Raw genomic sequence first — 21,415 nt, 5'->3', positions numbered from 1 at the left:
GATCACCCTCAGTCGCCAATCGTTCGTCGTTTGCAGCGTTTAGTTGCGATCAGTCGCCTTTCGGGATATAGTGCGCCAACTATATCGCGTCTGTGTGAATTGGGTTTACGCAACGCACGAAGTACATCAAGGATCTCTCAACCAGGGCGCCGCATGAGACGATTGCTGACACTCTTTACAGTCGCCGCTGCTATGCTATCGGCATCAGCGGTTCACGCCCTGGTGATCGACAACTTTGTCGAAGGGGCCGCCACTCTTGGTGCGTCGACTGAGATTGTCGCGCAGACTGGTCTGAATTCTTCGTTCGTCGTCGGCGGTGCGCGGCATGTGAGCGTTACCGGCGCCTCGACGCAGCTAACGATTGCACCGGCCAGCGGGTTGCTGGTTTCGCAGCCGAGCGGCTCCGGCTACTTCACCCTCATGTACGGCTATAACGCGCCGCTGAACGCCAACTTCACGGCGAACGGGCACGATCGTTTTCGGTTCGTCATCGACGCCGCAGGCTCCGAGAACGCGGAAGCATCCATGTGGATCTCGATTAACAAGACGCTCCCCCCGCGCGGCAACGCACCTGGCCCAAGGGTTGTCGATTTCCGCGGCGGCGGCATCTTGGAAATCCCGTTCAGCGCGTTCTCCGCTGACATGAGCGACGTCGACACGATCGCCATCGATGTTGTTCGGATGACGGGAGGTTTTTCCCTCCGCTCGGTGTCGACCGCCGGTCCGCCGCTCGCAGGCGACTTCAACCGCGAGGGCGTCGTCGACAGTCGCGATCTTACTGAGTATCTCAAGATGTACGGACGCACGACGGCCAATGGCGGCAGTTACGCCGGGTACCTTTCCGCCGACGAAAACCGCGATGGCCGCGTCGATGGCGCCGACTTTCTGGCTTGGCAGCGCGCCGTTGCGACAGCGCCGCCAGCCGGCGCTGCCGTTCCGGAGCCGGCTGCCGCTACTCTGGCTGCCGTGGCGGGACTTGGCTTTCTCGCCAGACGGCGCTAGCCGAGATAAACCCGCGATAGCGCTCGCACATTGACCCCGTCGTATGGCGACCTCAACGCGCCGCCGCGTCGATGTTCGTGGGCAGAACCTTCCGCTCGCTGCAACGAGGGCCATGCTTCCGGCAGTTCGTCGTTCAGATCCTCCGCTAGGTAATCGCCGGCCGTTTTTGAGTAGTCGGTCAACAGGCCCAACGCCGTATCCTGCGTCGCTTCACGCAATCCTGCGGCAGAAACCGCCGCTGCGGTCTTCTTGGCAAGCAAACTCTCACGTTTGCGATCCAGCGTCTCGACTTCCGAACTCTCAGCGGCTTCAGCCGCCTGAGCAATCGCCGTGAAATCGCTGAAACCGCGTAAGTCGGCGGGCGACGCATCGTTAAGCTCAATGGGCACGACAGCGCCTAGCGCCATTGCATTTTCCCAGAGCCCCTCGGAAGCGGCCTCTTCCGCCGAGAGTAGCGAGGTAGGTTCCGGCCCGCTCTCCGCCCCAAACTGCTCCTTCCAAACGACCAGGTCGCCAGCATCGCCAGCCCCGCTCGCATCCCAGTCGACGCCCGACCCTGCAGGAATCGCAGCTTGACCAAACCCACGCTGCCACGCCAAGAAGTCGGCCCCGTCGACGACGTCGTCGCCGTCATAGTCGCCCGGCAACGGCGGATTCGCGGCGCCTGTCCAGAGTTCAGCCCCGTAGAGATCGGTCGTCGCGACGACGAACAGCCGTCCGCTGGCGGTCGCAATCGGCCGACGATCTTGCACGCCGCCGCTGCTGGGGATTCCCGGCGCGAGGTCGGCGACCAGCTTCGTCCCAATCGCGGTTCCATTGCTGGTCCACAGTTCATAGCCGTGGGTGCCGTCGTTGGCGTAGAAGTAGAGCCTGCCCGCGACGTTGGTCAATCGCTGCGGGAACGACGGGCCCGTTCCCGGGCGGATGTCTTTCAGCTGGACAGTGCCCGCTTCAGTGCCGTTGCTCATCCACAATTCGGTTCCGGCCGTACTTTGCGCAGCGAAGTAGAACAGACCGCCGACCTCCACCGGATCAAATTGCGTGTTGGTGGGGCTGCCTTTGTAGCCGATGAGATCTTTCACCCGCACGGTTCCCGCCGCGGTGCCGTCGCTTTTCCAGAGGTTGTTCGAGCCCAGCATGCTATTGGCGAAAAAGAAGAGCTCGTCCCCGACCTTCGTCAAGTGAAAGGGAGCGGAGCCGCTGGCGCCTGCGAAGATGTCTTTGACCAGCGTCGTCCCGGCGGCGGTTCCGTCGCTCTTCCACAATTCCTGGCCATTGACGAGGTCGTTTGCGATAAAGAAGAGCGTGCCGTTGACGTTGACGAAACGCTCCGCCGACTCGACGGCCGATTCAATCGCCGGTGCGGAGCCGGCGGCGATCTCTTTCACCATCACTGTCCCAGCGGCCGTTCCATCGCTCTTCCACAGCTCAAGCCCGCTACTCGGAGTCCGCGCGGAGAAAAATAGCGTTCCTCCCACGTTGGTCATATGCTCCGGAGCCGACGTGAACGTGCCGGGCCAGATGTCCTTGACCAGCACCGTGCCGACTTGCGTGCCGTCGCTTTTCCAGAGCTCCGCTCCTGCCTCGCTGCTGTTCGCGACGAAGTAAAGGACGCCGCCGACGTCGATCATCGAACTGGCGGTCGGCGCCGACGAACTCGCCAGGCCGCTGTGCAATCGTTTCGTTCCGGCGTTTGTACCGTCGCTTACCCACAGCTCTTTCGTGGCCGTGCCGATCGCTGCGAAATAGAGCAGCCCTCCGGCATTGGTGAACAGCGTGAGCGATAGCGCCGCCGAGTTTTCCGACACAGACCAGACTCGGCTCGTTCCCGCCGCGGTTCCGTTGCTTTTCCACAACGAGAGGCCGTTCACCCCGTCGTTGGCGGAAAAGTAGATCAGTCCGTCAACTTCGGTGACGTTCGACGGCGCGGAAGAATTCGTCCAATCGCGCAGATCTTTGACCAGCGTCGCCCCGACGGTGGCGGGAGCGCTGCTCCACAGCTCGGCGCCGCGCACGCCGTCATTCGCGCGGAACAGCAGCTTGCCGTTCAACTCGGTCAAAAACTGAGGATCGGAGCTGAAGCCCGCCGCGCCGGGTCGAATGTCGGCCGTCAGCACGGTGCCTGCCGCCGTGCCGTTGCTCTTCCACAACTCGTAGCCTGTCGCGCCATCGTTGGCAACGAAGTAGAGCGTGCCGGCGACGTTCGTCAACGAGCGGAGCGAAGCGAGCGTCGCGCCGTTGATGTCCTTCAGCGCATAGGTGCCTGCCGCCGTGCCGTCGCTCCGCCACAATTCGCCCGTGTTCCCGGGGAACAGCGGGGTGAAATAAAGAACGCCGCCCGCCTCCGTGAGCTGAGTTGGATTCGAGGCGACCGCACCGGCAGCAAGATTCGCGACCATGGCGGTCCCTGCCGTGGTGCCGTCGCTCTTCCACAACTCGGCGCCATCCGCTGGAGTGGCGGCGCTAAAGAACAGCGTCCCGTTGACGTTGATGATTCCCTGCGGGTTGAAGGCGGCGCCGTCTCCCTCCACGGCTTTCACAAGCTCCGTACCCGCGGCCGTGCCGTCGCTTCGCCACAGCTGTCGCTCCGACCCCGCTTCTTCCGCCGCAAAGTAGAGCGTCCCTCCCAGGTTCGTCAAATCGCTCGGATGAGATCCAGAGACGCCGAACTGCAGGTCCGTGACCAGCGTCGTGCCGCCGGCAGTTCCGTCAGACTTCCACAACTCAGAACCCAATTCCGCCGTGGAAGCGACGAAGTAGAGCGTGCCGTCGATATCGAGCGCCCGTCGTATCTCCGAAGAAATCTCGGGGAATGCTTTTAACGATTGCGTTCCCGCTTCTGTTCCATCGCTGCGCCAGAGCTCCGCCAGCCCATTTCTCGACACGGTGAACCACAGCGCGTTGTCGCCCGCGACGAAGTTGCTCAGCACCGAACTGCCTGAGCCCAGCGTAATGTCCTTCACCAGCACCGTGCCCGCGGCGGTGCCGTCGCTCTTCCAGAGTTCTCGACCGGTCTCCCCAACGTTGGCGGTGAAATAAAGCACTCCTCCCACATTGGTGAGCAACTGCGGCGACGAACCGCTCGCGCCGGCGACGATGTCCTTGACCAGCGTCGTTCCTGCGGTCGTGCCGTCGCTCCGCCACAACTCCGTGCCCGAGACTCCGTCGTTCGCCTGAAAGAAAAGAATCCCGCCCACGTTCACCAAATTGGCGGGGTTGGACTCAACTTGGATCGGGTTGGCGTTGACGTCTTTTAGCAGCTGGAGATCGACGGCCAGCAGGCGCCGAGTTTCCAACTGCTCTAAACCAAGTCGCCGCGCGAGGAGGGAAGAAGAGGATTGTTGAGAGCGCATTGCCATCCAACGCATGCGAGGGTGTTCGTCAAAAGGAGTGCCGCCGAGCAGTTGCTCGACTCGCCCAGCCTACCAAGAATCGACGGCACTCTCAAATAATCGATATCCGAAATTAAAATATCGACTGTGCTGTGATTCTCGACCAACCTCGGCGGCAGGTCAATTCGACTAGAAACGTCGGCTGCTCGTTGCTGCGTTCAACGCGCCTGCGCACTCTCAAATTTTCCGGCCCGCAGAGGGGCGCCGCATGTCGGTCGCCAGCGGAGTTTGTACTGTGCTCTCCGCCAACTCCGCGCCGGCGAACCATTCCGGCAGCTCTGCGGAGCCTTGTCGCGGGTGTACGCCGCTAGCGTCGCGTTGCCGACGCTGACCGTGCGCGGCGTTTCCCAAATTGGTGAACGCCGCGTCCAGCACGACAGCGTTTAGTCGCTGCTGGGCTCGTTCGGCGTGAATGTCGCGCACGAGAACTTCAACCTCGTCGTTCTTGAAGAACGACGGCAAGTCTTGCGTCTGATCATCCGCCGCCTGAGCGAGCGCAACGAGCCCGCGCGCGCTCAGCGAGTCTATCGCGGCGAGAGTCGACTCCACTCGTTCTGATCGTAAGCCAAGCGCAGTGGTCGCCGCGGCCTGAATGGCATCGCTGCCCATCGCGTCGCTAGGGGCAACGACTGCTAACGCCACACTGGCCGTCTGAGCTACGCCCGCCCCGAAGTGCTCCTTCCAAACCGCCAAGTCTCCAGCGCCCACGGTCCCATTCACATCCCCATCGGCCCCCGACCCCGCCGGCGTCGCGCTCCCGCCGAATCCGCGCTGCCACGCCAGGAAGTCGCCGCCGTCGACGCGGCCGTTGCCGTCGTAATCGCCGGACAACGGAGGAGTCAGGTCGGCGACCCACAGCTCGGAATTCGTCGATTCCGTCGTTGCGACAACGTACAGCCGGTCGCCGACGCGAGCCATTTCCTCCGGCTGACTTCCTCCGCCGTCGCCAGTAAAGTCATAGAGCAGTTTTGTGCCCTGTTCCGTGCCGTCGGTCACCCACAGCTCTTCGCCGGCGACGCCATCGTTTGCGCGGAAGTAGAGCAGACCGCCGATGCTCGCGAGACTGTATAGATCCGAACTTCCCGGCCCAGGTCGGATGTCTTTCACGCGCACCGTGCCAGCCGGCGTCCCGTCGCTCTTCCAGAGTTCGCGACCAGAGGTTCCGTCGTTGAGGGCGAAGAACAGAGTGTCGCCCACAGCCGTCAGAAGCGTGTACTCACGGCTCCCCCATTCGCCGGTGAAGCTCTTTAACAACTGAGTGCCGTTGGCCGTGCCGTCGCTGACCCACAGCCCATCGGCAGAGTTACTAAAAGCCAGGAAGAAGAGTTTACCGCCGACTGGCGTCAGGTAGCTGGGGTCCGAGCTAGCAGAGCCAGTGCGAATATCCTTGACTCTAATCGTTCCGGCGCTCGAGCCGTCGCTTTTCCAAAGCTCGAAGCCGCTCGTCCCGTCATTCGCGAAGAAGTACAGCGTTCCCGCGACGTTGACCATTCCCTGTCCCGACTCGCGAAATTGAGAGGTCGGTTCGATGGAGCCGGCCGCACCCGCACGAATGTCTTTGACGAGCACGGTGCCTGCGGCCGTCCCGTCGCTCTTCCACAACTCCATGCCCGTGGCGCCGTCGTTCGCCATGAAGAACAGCGTCCCGCCGACGTCGGTCAGATACCAAGGATAAGCCAAGCCTGTGGCGCGTGGGTCTTTCACCAAGACGGTGCCGGCCGCGGTGCCGTCTGTTTTCCAGATCGCATCTTCCGCCACGAAGAGAAGGTTTTCACCCGACTGGACGTAGAATTCGGGGCGACTCGAAGCCGCACCGGGGCTGATGTCTTTCAGCAGATACGTCCCGGCTGCTGTGCCGTCGCTGCGCCACAATTCCGCTCCCAAGCCGCCCATGTTGGCTGTGAACAGAACGGCTCCGCCAAACGCTGCAAGTTTCGACAAAGGCGTCACCACAGAGCCTGTTTGCGAACTTGTAATCAGCGAGGTTCCGCCTGCTGTTCCATCGCTCTTCCATAGTAGTCTCCTGGTGGGGGATCCAGTGGCTGCTGCGGCGAAAAAGAGCGTCCCGGAGACGTCCGTCAAACTTGTAGGAGATGAACTCGCGTTCGTCGGCGTGAAGTCGACGGCTTTCGTTGTGGTTGAGGATGGGGACTGCAGTCGACGAATGTCTTCGCCATCGCTGAAATAGATCGTCGAGCCGACGTTGACGCTTTGATGAAAACTCCCGACGACCTCATTGATCTGCAGGACAGGGAACGTCGTTTGCGCCGTGCCGGCGCTCCGATAAAAATATTCGGTTAAAATGCCGTTCACGACTTCATCGGCGACGAAATAAAGCACGCCGTTGCCGTTGAAAAAATCTCTGGGGGTGGAGCCGGCAGTTCCCGTTGCGATGTCGTCAACCTGCGTCGTGCCGGCGGGAGTGCCGTTGCTCTTCCACAATTCGTTGCCGCTAGAACCATTCTTAGCGGCAAAGTAAAGCTGACCGCTAACGTTAGTCAACGATGTTGGATTGGAGCTTGGCAACCCAGCCCATGAATCCACCAAAAGCGTCGTGCCAGCCGCTGTGCCGTTGCTTTTCCAAAGCTCGTATCCCGTCGCGCCATCGTTCGCGCGGAAAAATAGACTGCCGGAAAGTTCCTCCAAGTAAGCGACATTGGAACTGGCGCTGCCCGCGCGAATGTCTTTAAAAAGTGACGTTCCGCCGGTCGTGCCGTCGCTTTTCCATAGTTCAACGCCTGCGACGCCGTCGTTGGCTGCGAAATAGACGACCCCGCCAAGCGCCTTGAAGAAGCCGGGGGCGGAACTAGCCGAGCCGGGGTTAATGTCCCTGACTAACGTGGTGCTCGCCGCCGTGCCATTGCTCTTCCAGAGTTCGACCCCATTGCTGCCATCGTTGGCGGCAAAGTAAAGCGTCCCTCCGATGTTCGCTAACGAGGCGGGAGAAGAGCCTTCCGCCCCCGCTCGAATATTCGCGACCAGCACAGTGCCGGCCGCAGTTCCGTCGCTCTTCCATAGTTCGTGGCCGTTAAGGCCGTCGTTGGCGGTGAAGAAGAGAGTGCCGGCGACGTTAATGAGATTGCTTGGAAATGAGTCGCTCGCTCCGGGGCGAATGTCCTTGAGAAGAGAGGTTCCTGCCACGGTCCCGTCGGTGCGCCAAACTTCCTGACCAAAAGTCGTCGAGTCCTTCGTAAAGTAAACGATCGAGTTGACCTCGACGAAATTTGTAGGCGACTGATTACCCGAATTCGGCGAGCCGTTCAGATCTCCGAGAAAATCGAAGTCGACTGCCAACACGCGACGTGGTTCCAGCGTCTCAAATTGCAGACGCTGAATTTCCAACTGCCCTGAACCAAGCCGCTTTGCAATGGGAGAACGAGAGAATCGCTGAGAACGCGTTGCCATCGAACGTACCCGGAATGTTATTCAAAGACGACGCAGCCGGATGTTTTCGCTGCTTGATTAGCGCACCAAGAACCGACCTCCGGCTCAAACAATCGGCGTCTCGAACGAAGAGCTTCGTTGCGGCAAATTTGCCCGCTGTCGCCGCTGAAAGCAGCGGGCTGCCCGATAAAATCCCCCCCCCAATAATGCCGCATTAAGTTTGCGAGTTTTGTGTTGAAACTAGGCCACCCGATCCGCTAGGGTGAGGCGTGTGCTCTCGTTCTCACGCTCCGCGTGGGAACGCGCTCCCCGACGCTCTGCGTCGCGAACAAGAGCACCGCTCCAGTGACCGCGAAGAGACCTGGCGGAAGGTAGGTTTGAGTTCCACCGAAGCAGGAAAGTGCGAGCGAGTCGCCCAGATGTGACGACAGCGTCGCCAGTAGCAAGCAAAACGTCACGCCAAACCCAACGCTCGCAACCACTTAGGCTTTGTGTCGCCAAAAACGAGATGACGCGACAAAAAGCCGCGACGCCACAGTAGCGGGATAGCTGGTTCGCCGCGAACTCCGCGTTTGAATGTCAGGTTCAGCTCCGACGCGATTTTGCTCCTGGCCAGCGGCGCCACGGCGACGTTAGCGGTTAATGCAATCGACTTGGAGCTATTTCGGGCGTTTTTTTCGATATTTGCACGCCTTCATCCAAATGGGTATTCTAAACGCTCAACGGAACACTGCCGGCGAATCGAAAATCAGCATCGATTCGAACCGCAATCGAAGACGCCCTCTTTTCTGAGACGCATCTTATGTCCAGATCGAAGTCTGTCCGCAATCGGCATTCACTCGTCAAGTCGTCCGTAGGCCGCAGGCTGGCGCTCGAGTCGCTCGAGTCGCGGCAGCTGCTGGCCGCCGATTTCAATCTGCTGAAGGACGTCAACGCGACTCCGAACGCAGGCTCGTCCTTTCCCCACGAGTTCGTCCAGGCCGGGGCGAAGACATTCTTCTCGGCGCACGTCGTCGTACGGCAACGAACTCTGGGCGACCGACGGGACGGAGGCTGGCACCTATCTCGTCAGGGACATCATCGCCGGGGTGGGCAGCACTTACGTCAATGATCTGACGAACGTCAATGGAACGCTGTATTTCACGACGGCCGAATCAGGTTCTTCCTACCACTCGCTTTGGAAGAGCGACGGCACCGCAGCGGGAACGCTGCGCGTCTTCGAGAATCTGAGCTATGTCCCTAACAGTCCTTATTTAGATCACCACCTGACGAACGTCGGCGGAACGCTCTATCTGGTCGATCCCTCGGGAAGCCTTTGGAAAAGCGACGGAACGACAGCGGGAACTGTTGAGGTTAGTCCCGTCAATCTCGGCACGGACCCTGTGATGGCCGACGTGGGCGGGACGCTCTACTTCCGCGGCGACGACGGCGTCCATGGCATGGAACTCTGGAAGAGCGACGGAACCGCGGCGGGGACCGTCCTTGTGAAGGACGTCAACGCCGGGGCTGGCAATTCCTTGGGCGCGTTCCCCCTTACGCAGCTCATGGTCAACGTAGGCGGGACGCTCTTTTTCGCCGCTACCGACGGCGTCCATGGCACGGAACTCTGGAAGAGCGACGGGACCACGGCAGGTACCGTTCTCGTGAAGGACGTCAACGTCGGGGCTGGCTATTCCTTGGGCGAGTTCCCCCTAACGCAGCTCATGGTCAACGCGGGCGGGACGCTCTTCTTCGCCGCTACCGATGGCGCGAGCGGCGTCGAGCTCTGGAAGAGCGACGGGACCGAAGCGGGCACTGTCCGCGTGAAGGACGTCAACGCCGGGGCGAGCGGTTCCTCTCCCAGTCGGCTCACGGTCGTGGGCGAGGAGGTTTATTTCTCCGCTAACTCCGGTAGCGGCAGCAGACTCTGGAAGAGCGATGGAACCGAGGCGGGAACTGTTCCCTTGAGCGAAGCCGGGCTCATTACCGACCTGACGAACGTAGGCGGGACGCTCTATTTCCATTCCACAGACAGCGCCACTGGCTTCGAACTCTGGAAGAGCGACGGAACCGTAGCAGGCACCGTTCTGGTTCGGGATATCAATCCCGGTACGGCAGGTTCCTCTTCTCCCTCCTACAGTCCCGGCCCAGGTTCGATCATGGTGAACGTTGGCGGGGTGCTGTACTTCGGCGCCAACGACGGCTCGACCGGCTTCGAGTTTTGGAAGAGCGACGGGACCACGGCCGGGACGATTCGCGTTAAAGATATCAACAGCGGAACTCCCGATTCCTCGCCCGAGAATCTGACGGAAGTCGGGGGAATCTTTTACTTCACCGCCAGCGACGGCGTGAGCGGCGTCGAGCTCTGGAAGACTGATGGGACTTCCGCGGGGACGCAGCGCGTGAAAGATATTCGCGCTGGCGTGAATTCTTCCAGCCCCACCGCCCTGACGAACGTCGGCGGGATCCTGTATTTCCGTGCCAACGACGGTACGGGCGGCATGGAACTCTGGAAGAGCGACGGCACTGCGGCGGGAACCGTCCGCGTGAAAGACGTTCGGCCCGGTTCGTCCAGTTCCAATCTCAATTCGCTGACGAACGTCGACGGGACGCTTTACTTTACCGCCGACGACGGCGTGAGCGGCGTCGAGCTGTGGAAAAGCGACGGCACCGCAGCAGGCACCGTGCAGGTTAAGGATCTCATTGCTGGATCCCTCGGTTCCAGTCCCAGCTCCTTGGTGAACTTGGGCGGGAAACTCTGCTTCATTGCCAACGGCGAACTCTGGACGAGCGACGGAACCGAGGCGGGGACCGTGCAGGTCAAGGATATCAAGCCCGGACCAGATGGCTCGAATCCCACGATTCTGACGCGCACGAACGAATTGCTTTATTTTAGCGCGAACGACGGTACAAGCGGCGTTGAACTTTGGAGAAGCGACGGCACCGAAGTCGGCACCTTCCGCGTCAAAGATATTGCCCCCGGGGCCGCCGGTTCCTCGCCTGCAAACTTCGCGTGGGTGGGCGAGACGCTCTACTTCAGCGCCGACGACGGCTCGACTGGCAGAGAGCTTTGGAAAACCGATGGCAGCGATGCCGGCACCGTTCGCGTGAAGAACATCCGCCCCGGAGGGGTGAGTTCCGATCCTAGATACTTGGCGGAGGCCGGCGGAACTCTCTACTTCAGTGCCAACGACGGCTCCAGTGGCTTCACGCTCTGGAAAAGCGACGGCACCGAGGCAGGGACCGTTCAGATGAAGGAGACTGGCACGGGAAATAATATTCTCGCTCCCAAATATCTGACAAACGTGAATGGAACGCTCTACTTCGGGCCAAACGATCTCTGGAAAACTGACGGGACCGCGACAGGGGCCGTGCTCGTCAAAGACCTCAATCCCGGAGCGTTCAGTGCCAACCTCTCTTACCTCAGAAATGTGGAAGGGACGCTCTACTTTAAAGCCAATGACGGCGTGAACGGCTTCCAACTCTGGACAAGCGACGGCACCGCAGCTGGGACGCAGTTCATCGACTCCTTCGGCGCCCCCAATGCCGCCAGAAGTCCATTCGTCATGAGAAAGATGAATGGCCGCCTGTTCGTGACCGTCACCACGGAAGCGTACGGCCAAGAGCTCTGGGTTGCCGATCTCACGTCCCCGCTCGCGGGCGACTACGATCTCAACGGCGTCGTCGACGGCGCCGATTTCTTGTTCTGGCAGCGTCAGTTGGGCACGTCGGCGACTCCTGCCGGCAGCGGCGCCGACGGCGATGCGAACGGCAGCGTCGACGCCGACGATCTGACCGTGTGGCAAGATCACTTCGGCGACTCCGCTGCAACGGCGACCGCGACGGCAGCCGCGATGACGGCAACTGCCGAGAGGGCCGCCGCTCCGGCGACGGCCTCGGCCTTCGAGGCGCAGGCTGCAGCCGACGTCGCCGCGGTCGACGCCCTTTACGCCGCCGGCGATTTCACGAGCCTCTTCGCCGAGGCGCGCTCCCTACGCCCGCAACGCCGCCTGCGCGTTCCGCACTAACGAGTCGCCCCTCGGACTGGTCGCTTCAGCGACCAGTCTGAACCCTCGCGCCGTCTGAAGTAGAACCGCGCAACACTCACTTCGAAAGAATCTCAATCACCGCATCGTTCCCGCTCGCGAACAAATCATCCGCCCGCCGGCCCAACCCGCCGCGCCGCAGCGCCGCCGTTTGTTGAGCCAGAAACGCCGCCGGCGTCGAGGGACCGTCGGATAGCAATGATTCAAGCTCTCGCTCCGCGAGATCAAGATCGCCTTCCTCAAAAGCGGCTAACGCAATGGCGTACCGATCAAGGTCGCCCTGCAACCGCTCCGCATCAGCCGCGGGGAACAATGTAAACAACTCTTGCGGGTCCTCAATCCCCGGCAGTCGCGCCGTGCACACCTTCAGCGCGGTGAGCCGGCTCGACGCACGGCGCCGCACGGCGTCAGTCACCAACAGCGGTACGTCGAGATGTTTGGCCGCCGTCTGCACGCGGCTCGCGAGGTTCATCGCCCTCCCGCGCGGGCCGTATTTCATCCGTTGCCGCGTGCCGGCGTTGCCGACCTGCACGAGGCCGGTATGAATGCCGATGCCAAGCTCCAGCGGGAACGGCAACAACTGCCGCCAGGCTTCGCTCACCTGGGCGATCGACTCGAGCATCTCGAGCGCCGCCAAGCACGCCCGGTCGGCGTGATCGGGCTGATCGAATGGCGCGTTCCACATCGCCGAGACGCCGTCGCCGTAGTAGTCGATCACCATGCCGCCCTGCTCGGTGATCGCGTCGGTGAGCGCTTCCATCACCGCGGAGAGCAGATCGCAACTCTCGGTCGGGGTGAGCATTTCGGCCAGCTTGGTAAACCCGCGCAAGTCGGCGAGCAGCATCGTCGTCTCGCGCGTTTGGCTGGCGAGCGCGTTCGGCTGCCGCAGCAGGTGCTGAGCGACCTCCGGCGAGAAGGCTTGTTCCAACAGCACCTGCCGACGTGCCGCGTCGACTTCTTGCTGCCGCCGTGCGAGCCCCGCTGCCACGCCGTCGGCGAGGACTTCGATGACGCGAGCTTCCAACGTCCGCACGCCGACGCGACGGTTGTCGCCGCGGCCATGCCGCACGCCGTACACCGCGGCAATCACTTCGCCATACTCGCCCCGCACCGGCGCGAGCACCAGTGAATCTTGCGGTTGCGGATCGGGCAGCCCCGGCACGAGCGTCGTCGACCGCACGCTCGACGCCGGCTGCCGCCACACGTCGGGGCGAGCGACCATCAAGTTGAGCGCCGCATCATCGAACGAGAACCCATAGCGAGGATCGGCAAGCGAACTGCCCGCGATCTGCCAGGTCGAACCTTCGCGCAGCAAGATCATCGCCGCGTCGAGGCCCGTGCTGCGGACGGCGATTTCAGCGGCTCGCGTGAAGAACTCGTCGCTGCTCGCGGCCGTGCGGTGCAGGTCGCTCACCGCGGCGAGCCACTTCGACACCGTCGCCGAGTCGGGGCCTTGCTTACCAGCGTGGGCGGGACGCTCGGCATCGGTGGCATGGAGCGCTTCGAGGGCGAGCGTTTCCGGCCGCACGGTGCGGAGTTTGATTTCAAACCAAGTTTCGCCGAGTTGGAAGGTCGCCGGCAGCGACAATTCCATCGGCACATGGCAGGCCAGGGCGCCGCCGTCGGCCAGCAGGACGTTGTCGTCGATGCCGCGGCAGTCGATCACCGTCGCTTCGCCGCTGGGACGGAGGCGGATCGTAATCCGATCGCCGGCCGGCGTTTGTTCGTAGCCCGAGCCAGCTGCAATGTTGCTCGGCGCCCAGCGTTCGTCGAGGCCTTGCTGCGCGAGCGTGATTTCGGAGCCGACGACGCGAAACTGTTCGTGCTGTCGTCGGTTGAAGACGGCGACTTGCCACATGGCGGGAGTACTCAAGGGGAGGGCACTGGCGGGAGGGCGGCGATCTGCGCAAGAGTAGGTCGCTCCTCCGGCATACGTCGGAACCGTTTGCCGAAAAACTTTCCCAACCCGCACAACCGGAACCTCGCGGCCGCCAGCATGAGTTTCGCGGCGATTGTCCCGATGCGCAGTACATGCTCGAACCTGCTTCGCTGGGCCTAATCTCCGGAGCCGCCCTCCTGGGGACCGCGGGAGTTCGCGCCGTTCGCGGCGTCCGCGGGCTGCTGCGCCGCGAGCAAGAGCGGGTCGAAAAGACCGAACGCGAACGAGCCTCGTTTGCCAATCAACTCGACGCCGCCCTGCATTGGGCGCGTGCCAGCCAGCCGCGGCTAAAGGCGTGGATTGGCGTGCGGAACTTCCGCGTTTCGGCCGTAGCCGACGAAGCGGCAGGCTGCCGCTCGTTTTACCTAGTGCCCGAAGATGGCCGCCCGCTGCCGCGCTTCGAGCCAGGCCAGTACCTCACCTTCCATTTGCCGACGGCCGATGAGATGCGGCCGCTCGTACGGTGCTACTCCCTCTCCGATCGTCCGCGTGACGACTACTACCGCATCACGGTGAAGTGCGTGCCGCGAGGTGAAGAGGAGGGGGGCGACGGCCGCCGCGGTTTGAGCGGCAGCCACTATTTCCATCGCGACATGAACGTCGGCTCCACGCTTGCGATCGAAGCGCCGCAAGGCTCGTTCTTTCTCGATCCAACCGACGACCTGCCGGTGGTGCTTATCGGCGGCGGCATCGGCGTGACGCCGATCCTTAGCATGGCGGCGGCGCTCGTTCATCGTCGCGATCGCCGGCATATTTACGCCTTCACCGGCTTCCGCAACAGTGGCGAACATCCCTTCAAAGCGAGCTTCGAAGAACTCGCCGCCGCGACGAGCAACCTGACGCTCGACGTAGCCTACTCGCGGCCTTACGACAGCGATCGGCCCGATGTCGACTACTCGCACTGGGGGCACGTGAACGTCGACCGCTTGCGACAAGTGCTGCCGTCAAATAACTTCCGCTACTACCTCTGCGGTCCGCCGGGGATGATGGAGTCGCTCGTCCCGGCGCTCCTCGAGTGGGGCGTCCCGGTCGAGCATATCAACTACGAAGCCTTCGGCCCCGCGAGCATCCGCGGCTTGAGCGACGCCGCCGTGAGCGAGCCGTGCAACGTCGACTTCGTTCGCTCGGAAAAATCGCTCCGCTGGCAGGGGAATGAAGAGTCGCTGCTTGACCTGGCGGAGCAGGGGGGCGTGCGACTCGAATGGGGCTGCCGCGCCGGCAACTGCGGCCAATGCCGCGTGATGATCGCCGCCGGCCGCGTCGCCCACGCCAAGCGTCCTGGCGTGGAACTCGTCGACGGCGAATGCCTAGCCTGCATCGCGCGACCCGTTGGCGACGTGGTCGTCGAAGCGTGAGTTCCCCTAGCCCCGGGCTCCGCCCGGGGGGTCGCACACCACTTCGGTAAGCGTTGAAGTGCGAGCAGTGTGCCACTGGCGTGTCGCCAGTGGGAAGTGAGTACAGGGCAGCCACCGATTGCAGGTCGCAGGCAGCCTGATTAATCAGGCTACATGCGAGTCAAACGGTTGCCGTGCCCTCGCGGCGCCTCCCACTGGCGACACGCCAGTGGCACCCGATTCGCCTACCGGCCTGATTTCCCGCCCAAAATTGCGGCGATTTGTGACCTAAACTTGCGGAGCTTGGAATTCCATCCAACCGCACGCTTAGGATCAATGAATCGTTCGGCACCGACGCTCGCAGTGCTCGCGCTCCTGTGGTTCGCCCAGGAAGCCCGTGCCGCTGCGCCTACTCCGGCTCCGGCCGCCGATCAACCTCTCTCCGCCGCCGCGGCGGGGTTCGTCCAGTATGATCCTGCCAAGGTGCTTGGCCCCGACTCATGCACCAAGTGCCATGAGAACGAAATGCTCTCGTGGCGCGAGACGCCCCACTTCGCGACGTTTGAAACGCTCCACCGCATGCCCGAAGCGAAGGCGATTGCTGATCGGCTTGGCCTCCGCAGCGTGAAACGCAACGACGAATGCACCAAGTGCCATTTCACCGTCCAAGAAGAGCATGGCCGCGAGCGGGTGATTGCCGGCGTCTCGTGCGAGTCATGCCACGGCGCCGGTCGCGATTGGATCGAGCTGCACGCCGACTACGGCGGGCCGACCGTCACTCGTGCGATGGAATCGTCCGAGCATCGCGCCGAGCGGATCGAAAAGAGCATCGCCGCCGGGATGAACAATCCGGCGAACTTGTACCTCGTAGCCCGTCAGTGCCTCGCTTGCCACACCTCGCCGAACGAACGGCTGGTGAACGTCGGCGGTCACGCGGCGGGGACGCCCGACTTCGAACTCGTCGCCTGGTCGCTAGGCAAGGTGCGGCACAACTTCCTCCGCAGCGGCGGCACGGTGAACGCCCCGTCGAGCCCCGAGCGGCTGCGCGTCATGTACATCGTCGGCGTATTAGCCGACCTCGAAGCCAGCTTGCGAGCGACCGCCGCAGCGAGCCAGAAATCAACGTTCGGCATCGCCGCTGCCCAACGAGCCGCGCGGCAGAAAAGACGCCTGTACGAAATTTCGCAATCGGTCCAGAATCCGCACGTCACGGCGGCGCTCGACGCGGCCCTCGGCGCGCGGCTGAAACTCCACAACCGCGAGGCGATCATCGCCGCGGCGAACGAGATCGGTAAGCAGGCATATGAGTTCGCCGCCACGGCCGACGGCGCTCAGCTCTCCGCGATCGATCCGCTGTTGCCGACGCCGGCTCAATATAAGTAGGCTCGCCATGGAAGTCGCCGTCAGCAGACCGCAGCGTTGGGACGTGCCGTTCGGCGAATCGATGCGCGACGACGCGATCGATCGGCTGCTGTCGATCGAGCCGTTCGCCGGCATCGACGCGGCGAGCTTTCCGGCCTCGCTGCCGCTGCGAGAGATCTTGCGGAACGACACGCGGCTGCAGCATTACGCGGCGGGCGACATCATCGTCCGCGAGGGCGACTACGGCAATAGTGCGTTTCTGATTCTCACCGGGCGCGCGCGAGTCGTGCTGGCGGGGCTCTCGCCCGAAGTCCTCGGCCGCAAAGAACCGAAACGCATCGGCTGGCTCGCCGCGATGGTGCAATCGCTGACGCGCCCCAAGCTCGCCGAAGTCCGCAACTACGCCAATGATCCGCAGGCGAGCCCCCCGCTTCGTGCGGGGGGTAATCCCGCCATCACCACCGCAGAGCGCGGCGATCCCGACCACCCGCACATCTTCCTGCAGGACGTCCCGCGCGTCCTCGAAGCGACCGATACCGTCGTCCTCTCGCCCGGCGAAATGTTCGGCGAACTCGCGGCCCTCACCCGCAGCCCGCGCACGGCCACAGTTTTCGCCGAGAACGAAACGACGCTGCTCGAAATCCGCTGGCAAGGCCTCCGCGATCTCATGCGCCGAACCGATGCGCTGCGGCTGCATGTCGAACGTTTGTATCGCCAGAACAGTTTGCTGGTGCACCTACGCGAAACGCCGCTGCTCCGCGACCTGCCGGCCGAGCAACTGGCGCTCGTCGCCGATGCGACGCTGTTCGAGAATCATGGCGCCTTCGATTGGAACGACTCGTTCGCGACGGCCGTGAAGCGCCGACCTGGCGATGCGATCGTCGACGAACCGCTCATCTCTGAAGAGGAGACGCCGGCCGACGGACTGATTTTGATTCGCTCCGGCTTCGCTCGGTTGAGCCGACGTTACGGCAGCGGCCATCGCACGGCCGCCTACTTAGGACGCGGGCAAACGTTCGGCCTGGCGGAAGCGGTCGAGGCGGCGGGCAACGGCGTGGCCGCCAAGTGGAACGACTCACTGCGAGCGGTCGGCTATGTCGACGTCCTTCGCATTCCGCAGCAGGTGCTGGAGCAGGCGGTCTTCCCGTTCGTCTCGCCCGAATCGCTTGCGAGCGCAGTGCAGGCACAAGCGACGTTCTCGCCTACCGAAGCAAAGCCCGACGCCACTGCCGAAGGCATCGATCAAAGCCTGCTTGAGTTTCTCGTCGACCATCGCCTCCTCAACGGCCAGGAAGCGATGGCGATCGACCTCAATCGCTGCACCCGTTGCGACGATTGCGTCCGCGCCTGTGCGGCGACTCACGACAACAACCCACGGTTCGTGCGACAGGGCCATCGGCATGGGCCGTTGATGATTGCCCAAGCTTGCATGCACTGCGTCGACCCCGTCTGCATGATCGGCTGCCCCACCGGCGCTATCGGCCGCGACGGCGTGAGCGGCGTCGTGCAAATCAACGATCGCACCTGCATCGGCTGCAGTACCTGCGCGAACAGTTGCCCATACGACAACATTCAGATGGTCGAGGTCCGCGACCAGAGCGGCGCGACGCTCATCGACGCCGCGACGCAGCAGCCGATCGCAAAGGCGACGAAGTGCGATCTCTGCACCGGCCTGCCGGGCGGGCCGGCCTGCCAACGCGCTTGCCCGCAAGATGCGCTCGTTCGTTTGGACTTGGGTAACTTAGGCGAACTCTCCGCCTTCTTGGCGCGCTAACGGGGCGATTCGAGCCCGCATTCGCCTTCGCCGTCGGCGGTGAAATCGCTACGCTAGCGGGGCTATGATCCGCTGTGAGATGGGTGCCACTGGCGTGTCGCCAGTGCAGAGGCGCCGCAAGGGCATGGCAACCGTTTGACTCGCAAGTAGCCTGATCGATCAGGCTACTTGCTGTCTACAGTTTGTGGATGCTTAGCACCCGCTTCCGCACTGGCGACACGCCAGTGGCACACTTCAGAAACTCCTCAACGAGTCGCATGACCACCTTCGCTCGCCGCCGATGGATTGGCGCCGCCGTCACGCTGACGGCGCTCGCCGGCGTATGGCTGTGGGCCGAGCGACTCGAGAACCGGCTCGAATCCTCGAGCTACTTCACCGGTTGGATGCTCCTCACAGCGATCATCGCGCTCGCCGCGTTTCAAGTTCGCAAAAAGCTTCCCGCCGCGCCGCTCGGTACGTCGGCCGTGTGGCTGCAGGCTCACATCTACATCGGCCTCGGCTCGGCGGGGCTATACGCGATCCATGCCCCCTGGCGGTGGCCGAACGGCGTGCTCGAAACTATCCTTTCGCTGCTCTACATCGCGACGTTCCTCAGCGGCGTGATCGGCCTCTACTGGACCCGCTCGCTGCCGCGACGCTTGAGCCGGCTAGGCCAGGAAGTGATTTACGAACGGATCGGCGCCGAGCGACATCGCATTCAAGAGCGCGCTCAAAACGCCATCCTCGCCGCTGTGCGTACCGCCGGCGCCACGACGCTCGGCGATTTCTACAACGCGCGGCTGCATGATTATTTCTCCACTCGCCGCGGTTGGCGGTTCCGCATCTGGCCGAGCAGCGAGCTGCGCAAGTCGCTGCTCGCCGAGCTGACCGACGCGACGCGCTACCTCTCCGATGAAGAACGCAAAACGGCCGAGCAACTGTTCGCGCTCCTCCGCCAACGCGACGATCTCGACTACTCTGAGTCGCTGCAATGGCGGCTGCGGGCGTGGCTGTTCGTGCACATTGCGCTCACTTATCCGTTGCTGCTGGTCGCGGGATTGCATGCTTGGACGGCGCACCTCTTTTACGGAGGCCTGCCGTGAGAGAGCCGCGCAACCCCGCGACGACAGACCAGTACGAACGCCCGCAGCAGCATTGGATTTGCGGCATGGCGGGCGATGGCACTGCGTGCCCCGCGGGGCCAACGGCGCACGGCGCCTGCCCGGCCGTGGCGGCGTGCCATCCGGTGCGCGACGGCGATCGTTGGCACTGCAATCGCTCAGCACTTCGCGGCGGACCATGCGAGGAAGGCCCGACGCCCGACGGCGCCTGCTGCATCACCTATCGTTGCACGCCAGTGTTATCGCTACGTCAGCGGCGCGGCCGCTTCGTCGCGGCGATCGCCATCGCCGCGCTCGGCGCCCTCTGCATGGCGCTCAGCGGTTCGTGGCGAAACGAGTTTCTCGCCCCCGGTCCGCTGTCGATGCATCACGCGCAATTGCTCGAAGGCGAGAACGCGACGCTCCGCTGCGCGCAATGCCACGCGGCCGGCATGGCGTCGATCAGTTCGTGGTGGGAGCACTCGTTCGGCGGCGGCGAACTTTCGCCGACGCAATCGATGCTCTGCCTCGAATGCCATCGCGACAAGATCGGCGAAGAGTTTGCCCTCGCGTCGCACGGCGTGCAGCTCGCTTCGCTTGAGCGGATGACCGACTTGCGACAAGAACGCCAAGGCAACGCCGCCCCGGCCGACGTGCCGTGGGACCAGCGGCCGCGTAACCCGAACGAACCCATCGCCTGCTCGGCATGCCATCGCGAACATCAGGGCCGGATGCACGACCTCGCCGCGGTGAGCAGCGTCGCCTGCCAGTCGTGCCATCGTGCGGAGTTCGACAGCTTTGCCCACGGCCATCCCGAGTTCGGTCAGTGGCCCCACCTGCGGCGAACGGGCATCGCGTTCGATCACGCCGCGCACCAACTCAAGCATTACCCCGAAGAGAAGCAGGAGTTCTCCTGCGCTGCCTGCCACAAGACCGACGCGAGCGGACAGCGGCAACTTACCGCGAGCTTCGCCGAAAGCTGCGCGAACTGCCACGACAAGTCGATCGCCGCGAGCTTCGCCGATGGCGTGACGTTCCTCTCGCTGCCGACGGTCGACGCCGACACGCTCGCCGATCATAACATCGATCTCGGCTCCTGGCCGGCGGCTGCCACCGGCGATTTTGAAGGCGCCCCGCCGACGGTGGCGAAGGTGCTAATGCAAGCCGACGCTGCCGGGGCCGCCGCACTTGGAGTGTTAGGCCCGGACTTCGATTTGTACGACGTCGACATCGACGACCCGACGCAACTCCGGGCCGCCGCACAAACGGCCGAGTCGATTCGCGCGATTGTCAACGAACTCGCCGATCAGGGCCAACCGGCGCTCGCCGCGCGATTGAAGACAGTGCTCGGTCGCGAACTGACGGCGGAAGAACTCTCCGCACTCGCCGGCCGACTGTCGGCGGAGCGGATTGGCGAGTTCCGCGATCAGTCGTTGCTCGGCAAACTGTCGCCGACGCCTGAAGCAAGCGCTGGCTCTCGTCCAGCGCAACCGCCGACGCCAGACGACTGGACGCACGATCCGACGACGCTCACGCTTCGCTATCAACCGACCGGCCATGCCGACCCCTGGCTGCGGGCGTGGCTCGACGTGCTTGCCGAAGGGGCGAGTGGAAAGCAGGCCAAACTCTTCGAGCCGTTTCTCGCGCAAGCAATGAAGCCAACGGCCGCCGGCCTCTGCGGCAGTTGCCACAGCGTCGACCGCGTCGATGGGCGGCTGGCGATTCAGTGGGAGCTGCACGATCCGACGCGCGAGCCGCGTAGCTTCACGCGGTTCAACCATGCCCCGCATATCGTATTGCCGAAAGCGGGCGACTGCGCGAGCTGCCACCAATTCGCCGTCGGCGCCGACTTCATGGCGAGCTACGCCGAGCGCGATCCGCACCACTTCACATCAGGCTTTGCACCAATGTCGAAAGCCGCCTGCGCCGCGTGCCACACCCCCGCCGCCGCGGGCGACAGCTGTACCCAATGCCACCGCTACCACAAGTAGCCGCAACAAGTAGCCGCGGCTCAACGAGGCGCCGGAGCGGTGATGGAGGAAATGTCGAATGGGGAATGAGGAATGGGGCGAGGAACGCTCCTCCCCATTCCCCATTCCCCATTCAGCATTCCCCATTTGTGTC

At 63.2% G+C, this 21,415-nt stretch carries 10 protein-coding genes; 7 read left to right on the top strand and 3 right to left on the bottom strand.

The window, feature by feature from the left end; translation table 11 throughout:
• The first annotated feature begins 192 nt into the window (after positions 1-192).
• Positions 193-1,002, top strand: coding sequence for a dockerin type I domain-containing protein (locus PLANPX_RS21600; protein WP_152100730.1), 810 nt, complete (start codon positions 193-195; stop codon positions 1,000-1,002).
• On the opposite strand, the gene PLANPX_RS21595 is transcribed toward PLANPX_RS21600, so the two are convergent.
• Positions 999-4,298 (bottom strand): ELWxxDGT repeat protein, encoded by a 3,300-nt coding sequence (locus tag PLANPX_RS21595; protein WP_172992235.1) that lies wholly within the window; start codon positions 4,296-4,298, stop codon positions 999-1,001. The two genes, PLANPX_RS21600 and PLANPX_RS21595, sit on opposite strands and share 4 nt — an antisense overlap.
• Before the next feature lie 273 nt (positions 4,299-4,571).
• Positions 4,572-7,799 (bottom strand): ELWxxDGT repeat protein, encoded by a 3,228-nt coding sequence (locus PLANPX_RS21590; protein ID WP_152100728.1) that lies wholly within the window; start codon positions 7,797-7,799, stop codon positions 4,572-4,574.
• A gap of 1,067 nt (positions 7,800-8,866) precedes the next feature.
• Here PLANPX_RS21590 and PLANPX_RS21580 point away from each other — a divergent pair.
• The gene (locus PLANPX_RS21580) at positions 8,867-11,785 is read left to right on the top strand and encodes an ELWxxDGT repeat protein (RefSeq protein WP_152100726.1); all 2,919 of its coding nucleotides are present in this window, start codon (positions 8,867-8,869) and stop codon (positions 11,783-11,785) included.
• 76 nt (positions 11,786-11,861) lie between these two features.
• On the opposite strand, the gene PLANPX_RS21575 is transcribed toward PLANPX_RS21580, so the two are convergent.
• A complete protein-coding gene (locus PLANPX_RS21575) occupies positions 11,862-13,661 on the bottom strand; it encodes an adenylate/guanylate cyclase domain-containing protein (protein ID WP_152100725.1) in 1,800 nt (599 codons plus the stop codon).
• 173 nt (positions 13,662-13,834) lie between these two features.
• Here PLANPX_RS21575 and PLANPX_RS21570 point away from each other — a divergent pair, with 173 nt between their 5' ends.
• From PLANPX_RS21570 to PLANPX_RS21550, 5 genes are all read left to right on the top strand, one after another.
• Entirely contained in the window at positions 13,835-15,097 is a 1,263-nt protein-coding gene (locus PLANPX_RS21570; RefSeq protein ID WP_152100724.1) for a 2Fe-2S iron-sulfur cluster-binding protein, read from the top strand.
• 315 nt (positions 15,098-15,412) lie between these two features.
• The gene (locus PLANPX_RS21565) at positions 15,413-16,459 is read left to right on the top strand and encodes a cytochrome c family protein (RefSeq protein WP_152100723.1); all 1,047 of its coding nucleotides are present in this window, start codon (positions 15,413-15,415) and stop codon (positions 16,457-16,459) included.
• Between the two features lie 7 nt (positions 16,460-16,466).
• On the top strand, positions 16,467-18,212 hold the full coding sequence (locus PLANPX_RS21560; protein WP_232536214.1) for a cyclic nucleotide-binding domain-containing protein: 1,746 nt from the start codon (positions 16,467-16,469) through the stop codon (positions 18,210-18,212).
• 257 nt (positions 18,213-18,469) lie between these two features.
• The gene (locus tag PLANPX_RS21555; protein ID WP_152100721.1) at positions 18,470-19,294 is read left to right on the top strand and encodes a hypothetical protein; all 825 of its coding nucleotides are present in this window, start codon (positions 18,470-18,472) and stop codon (positions 19,292-19,294) included.
• Positions 19,291-21,282 carry a hypothetical protein gene (locus PLANPX_RS21550; protein WP_152100720.1) on the top strand — a complete coding sequence of 664 codons (1,992 nt, stop codon included), beginning with the start codon at positions 19,291-19,293 and terminating at the stop codon, positions 21,280-21,282. The genes PLANPX_RS21555 and PLANPX_RS21550 overlap by 4 nt, the downstream gene beginning before the upstream one ends.
• The last annotated feature ends 133 nt before the right edge of the window (positions 21,283-21,415 follow it).

It is taken from the genome of Lacipirellula parvula (assembly GCF_009177095.1).
Lineage (GTDB): Bacteria > Planctomycetota > Planctomycetia > Pirellulales > Lacipirellulaceae > Lacipirellula > Lacipirellula parvula.
This window is presented reverse-complemented; position numbering and strand designations above follow the sequence as displayed.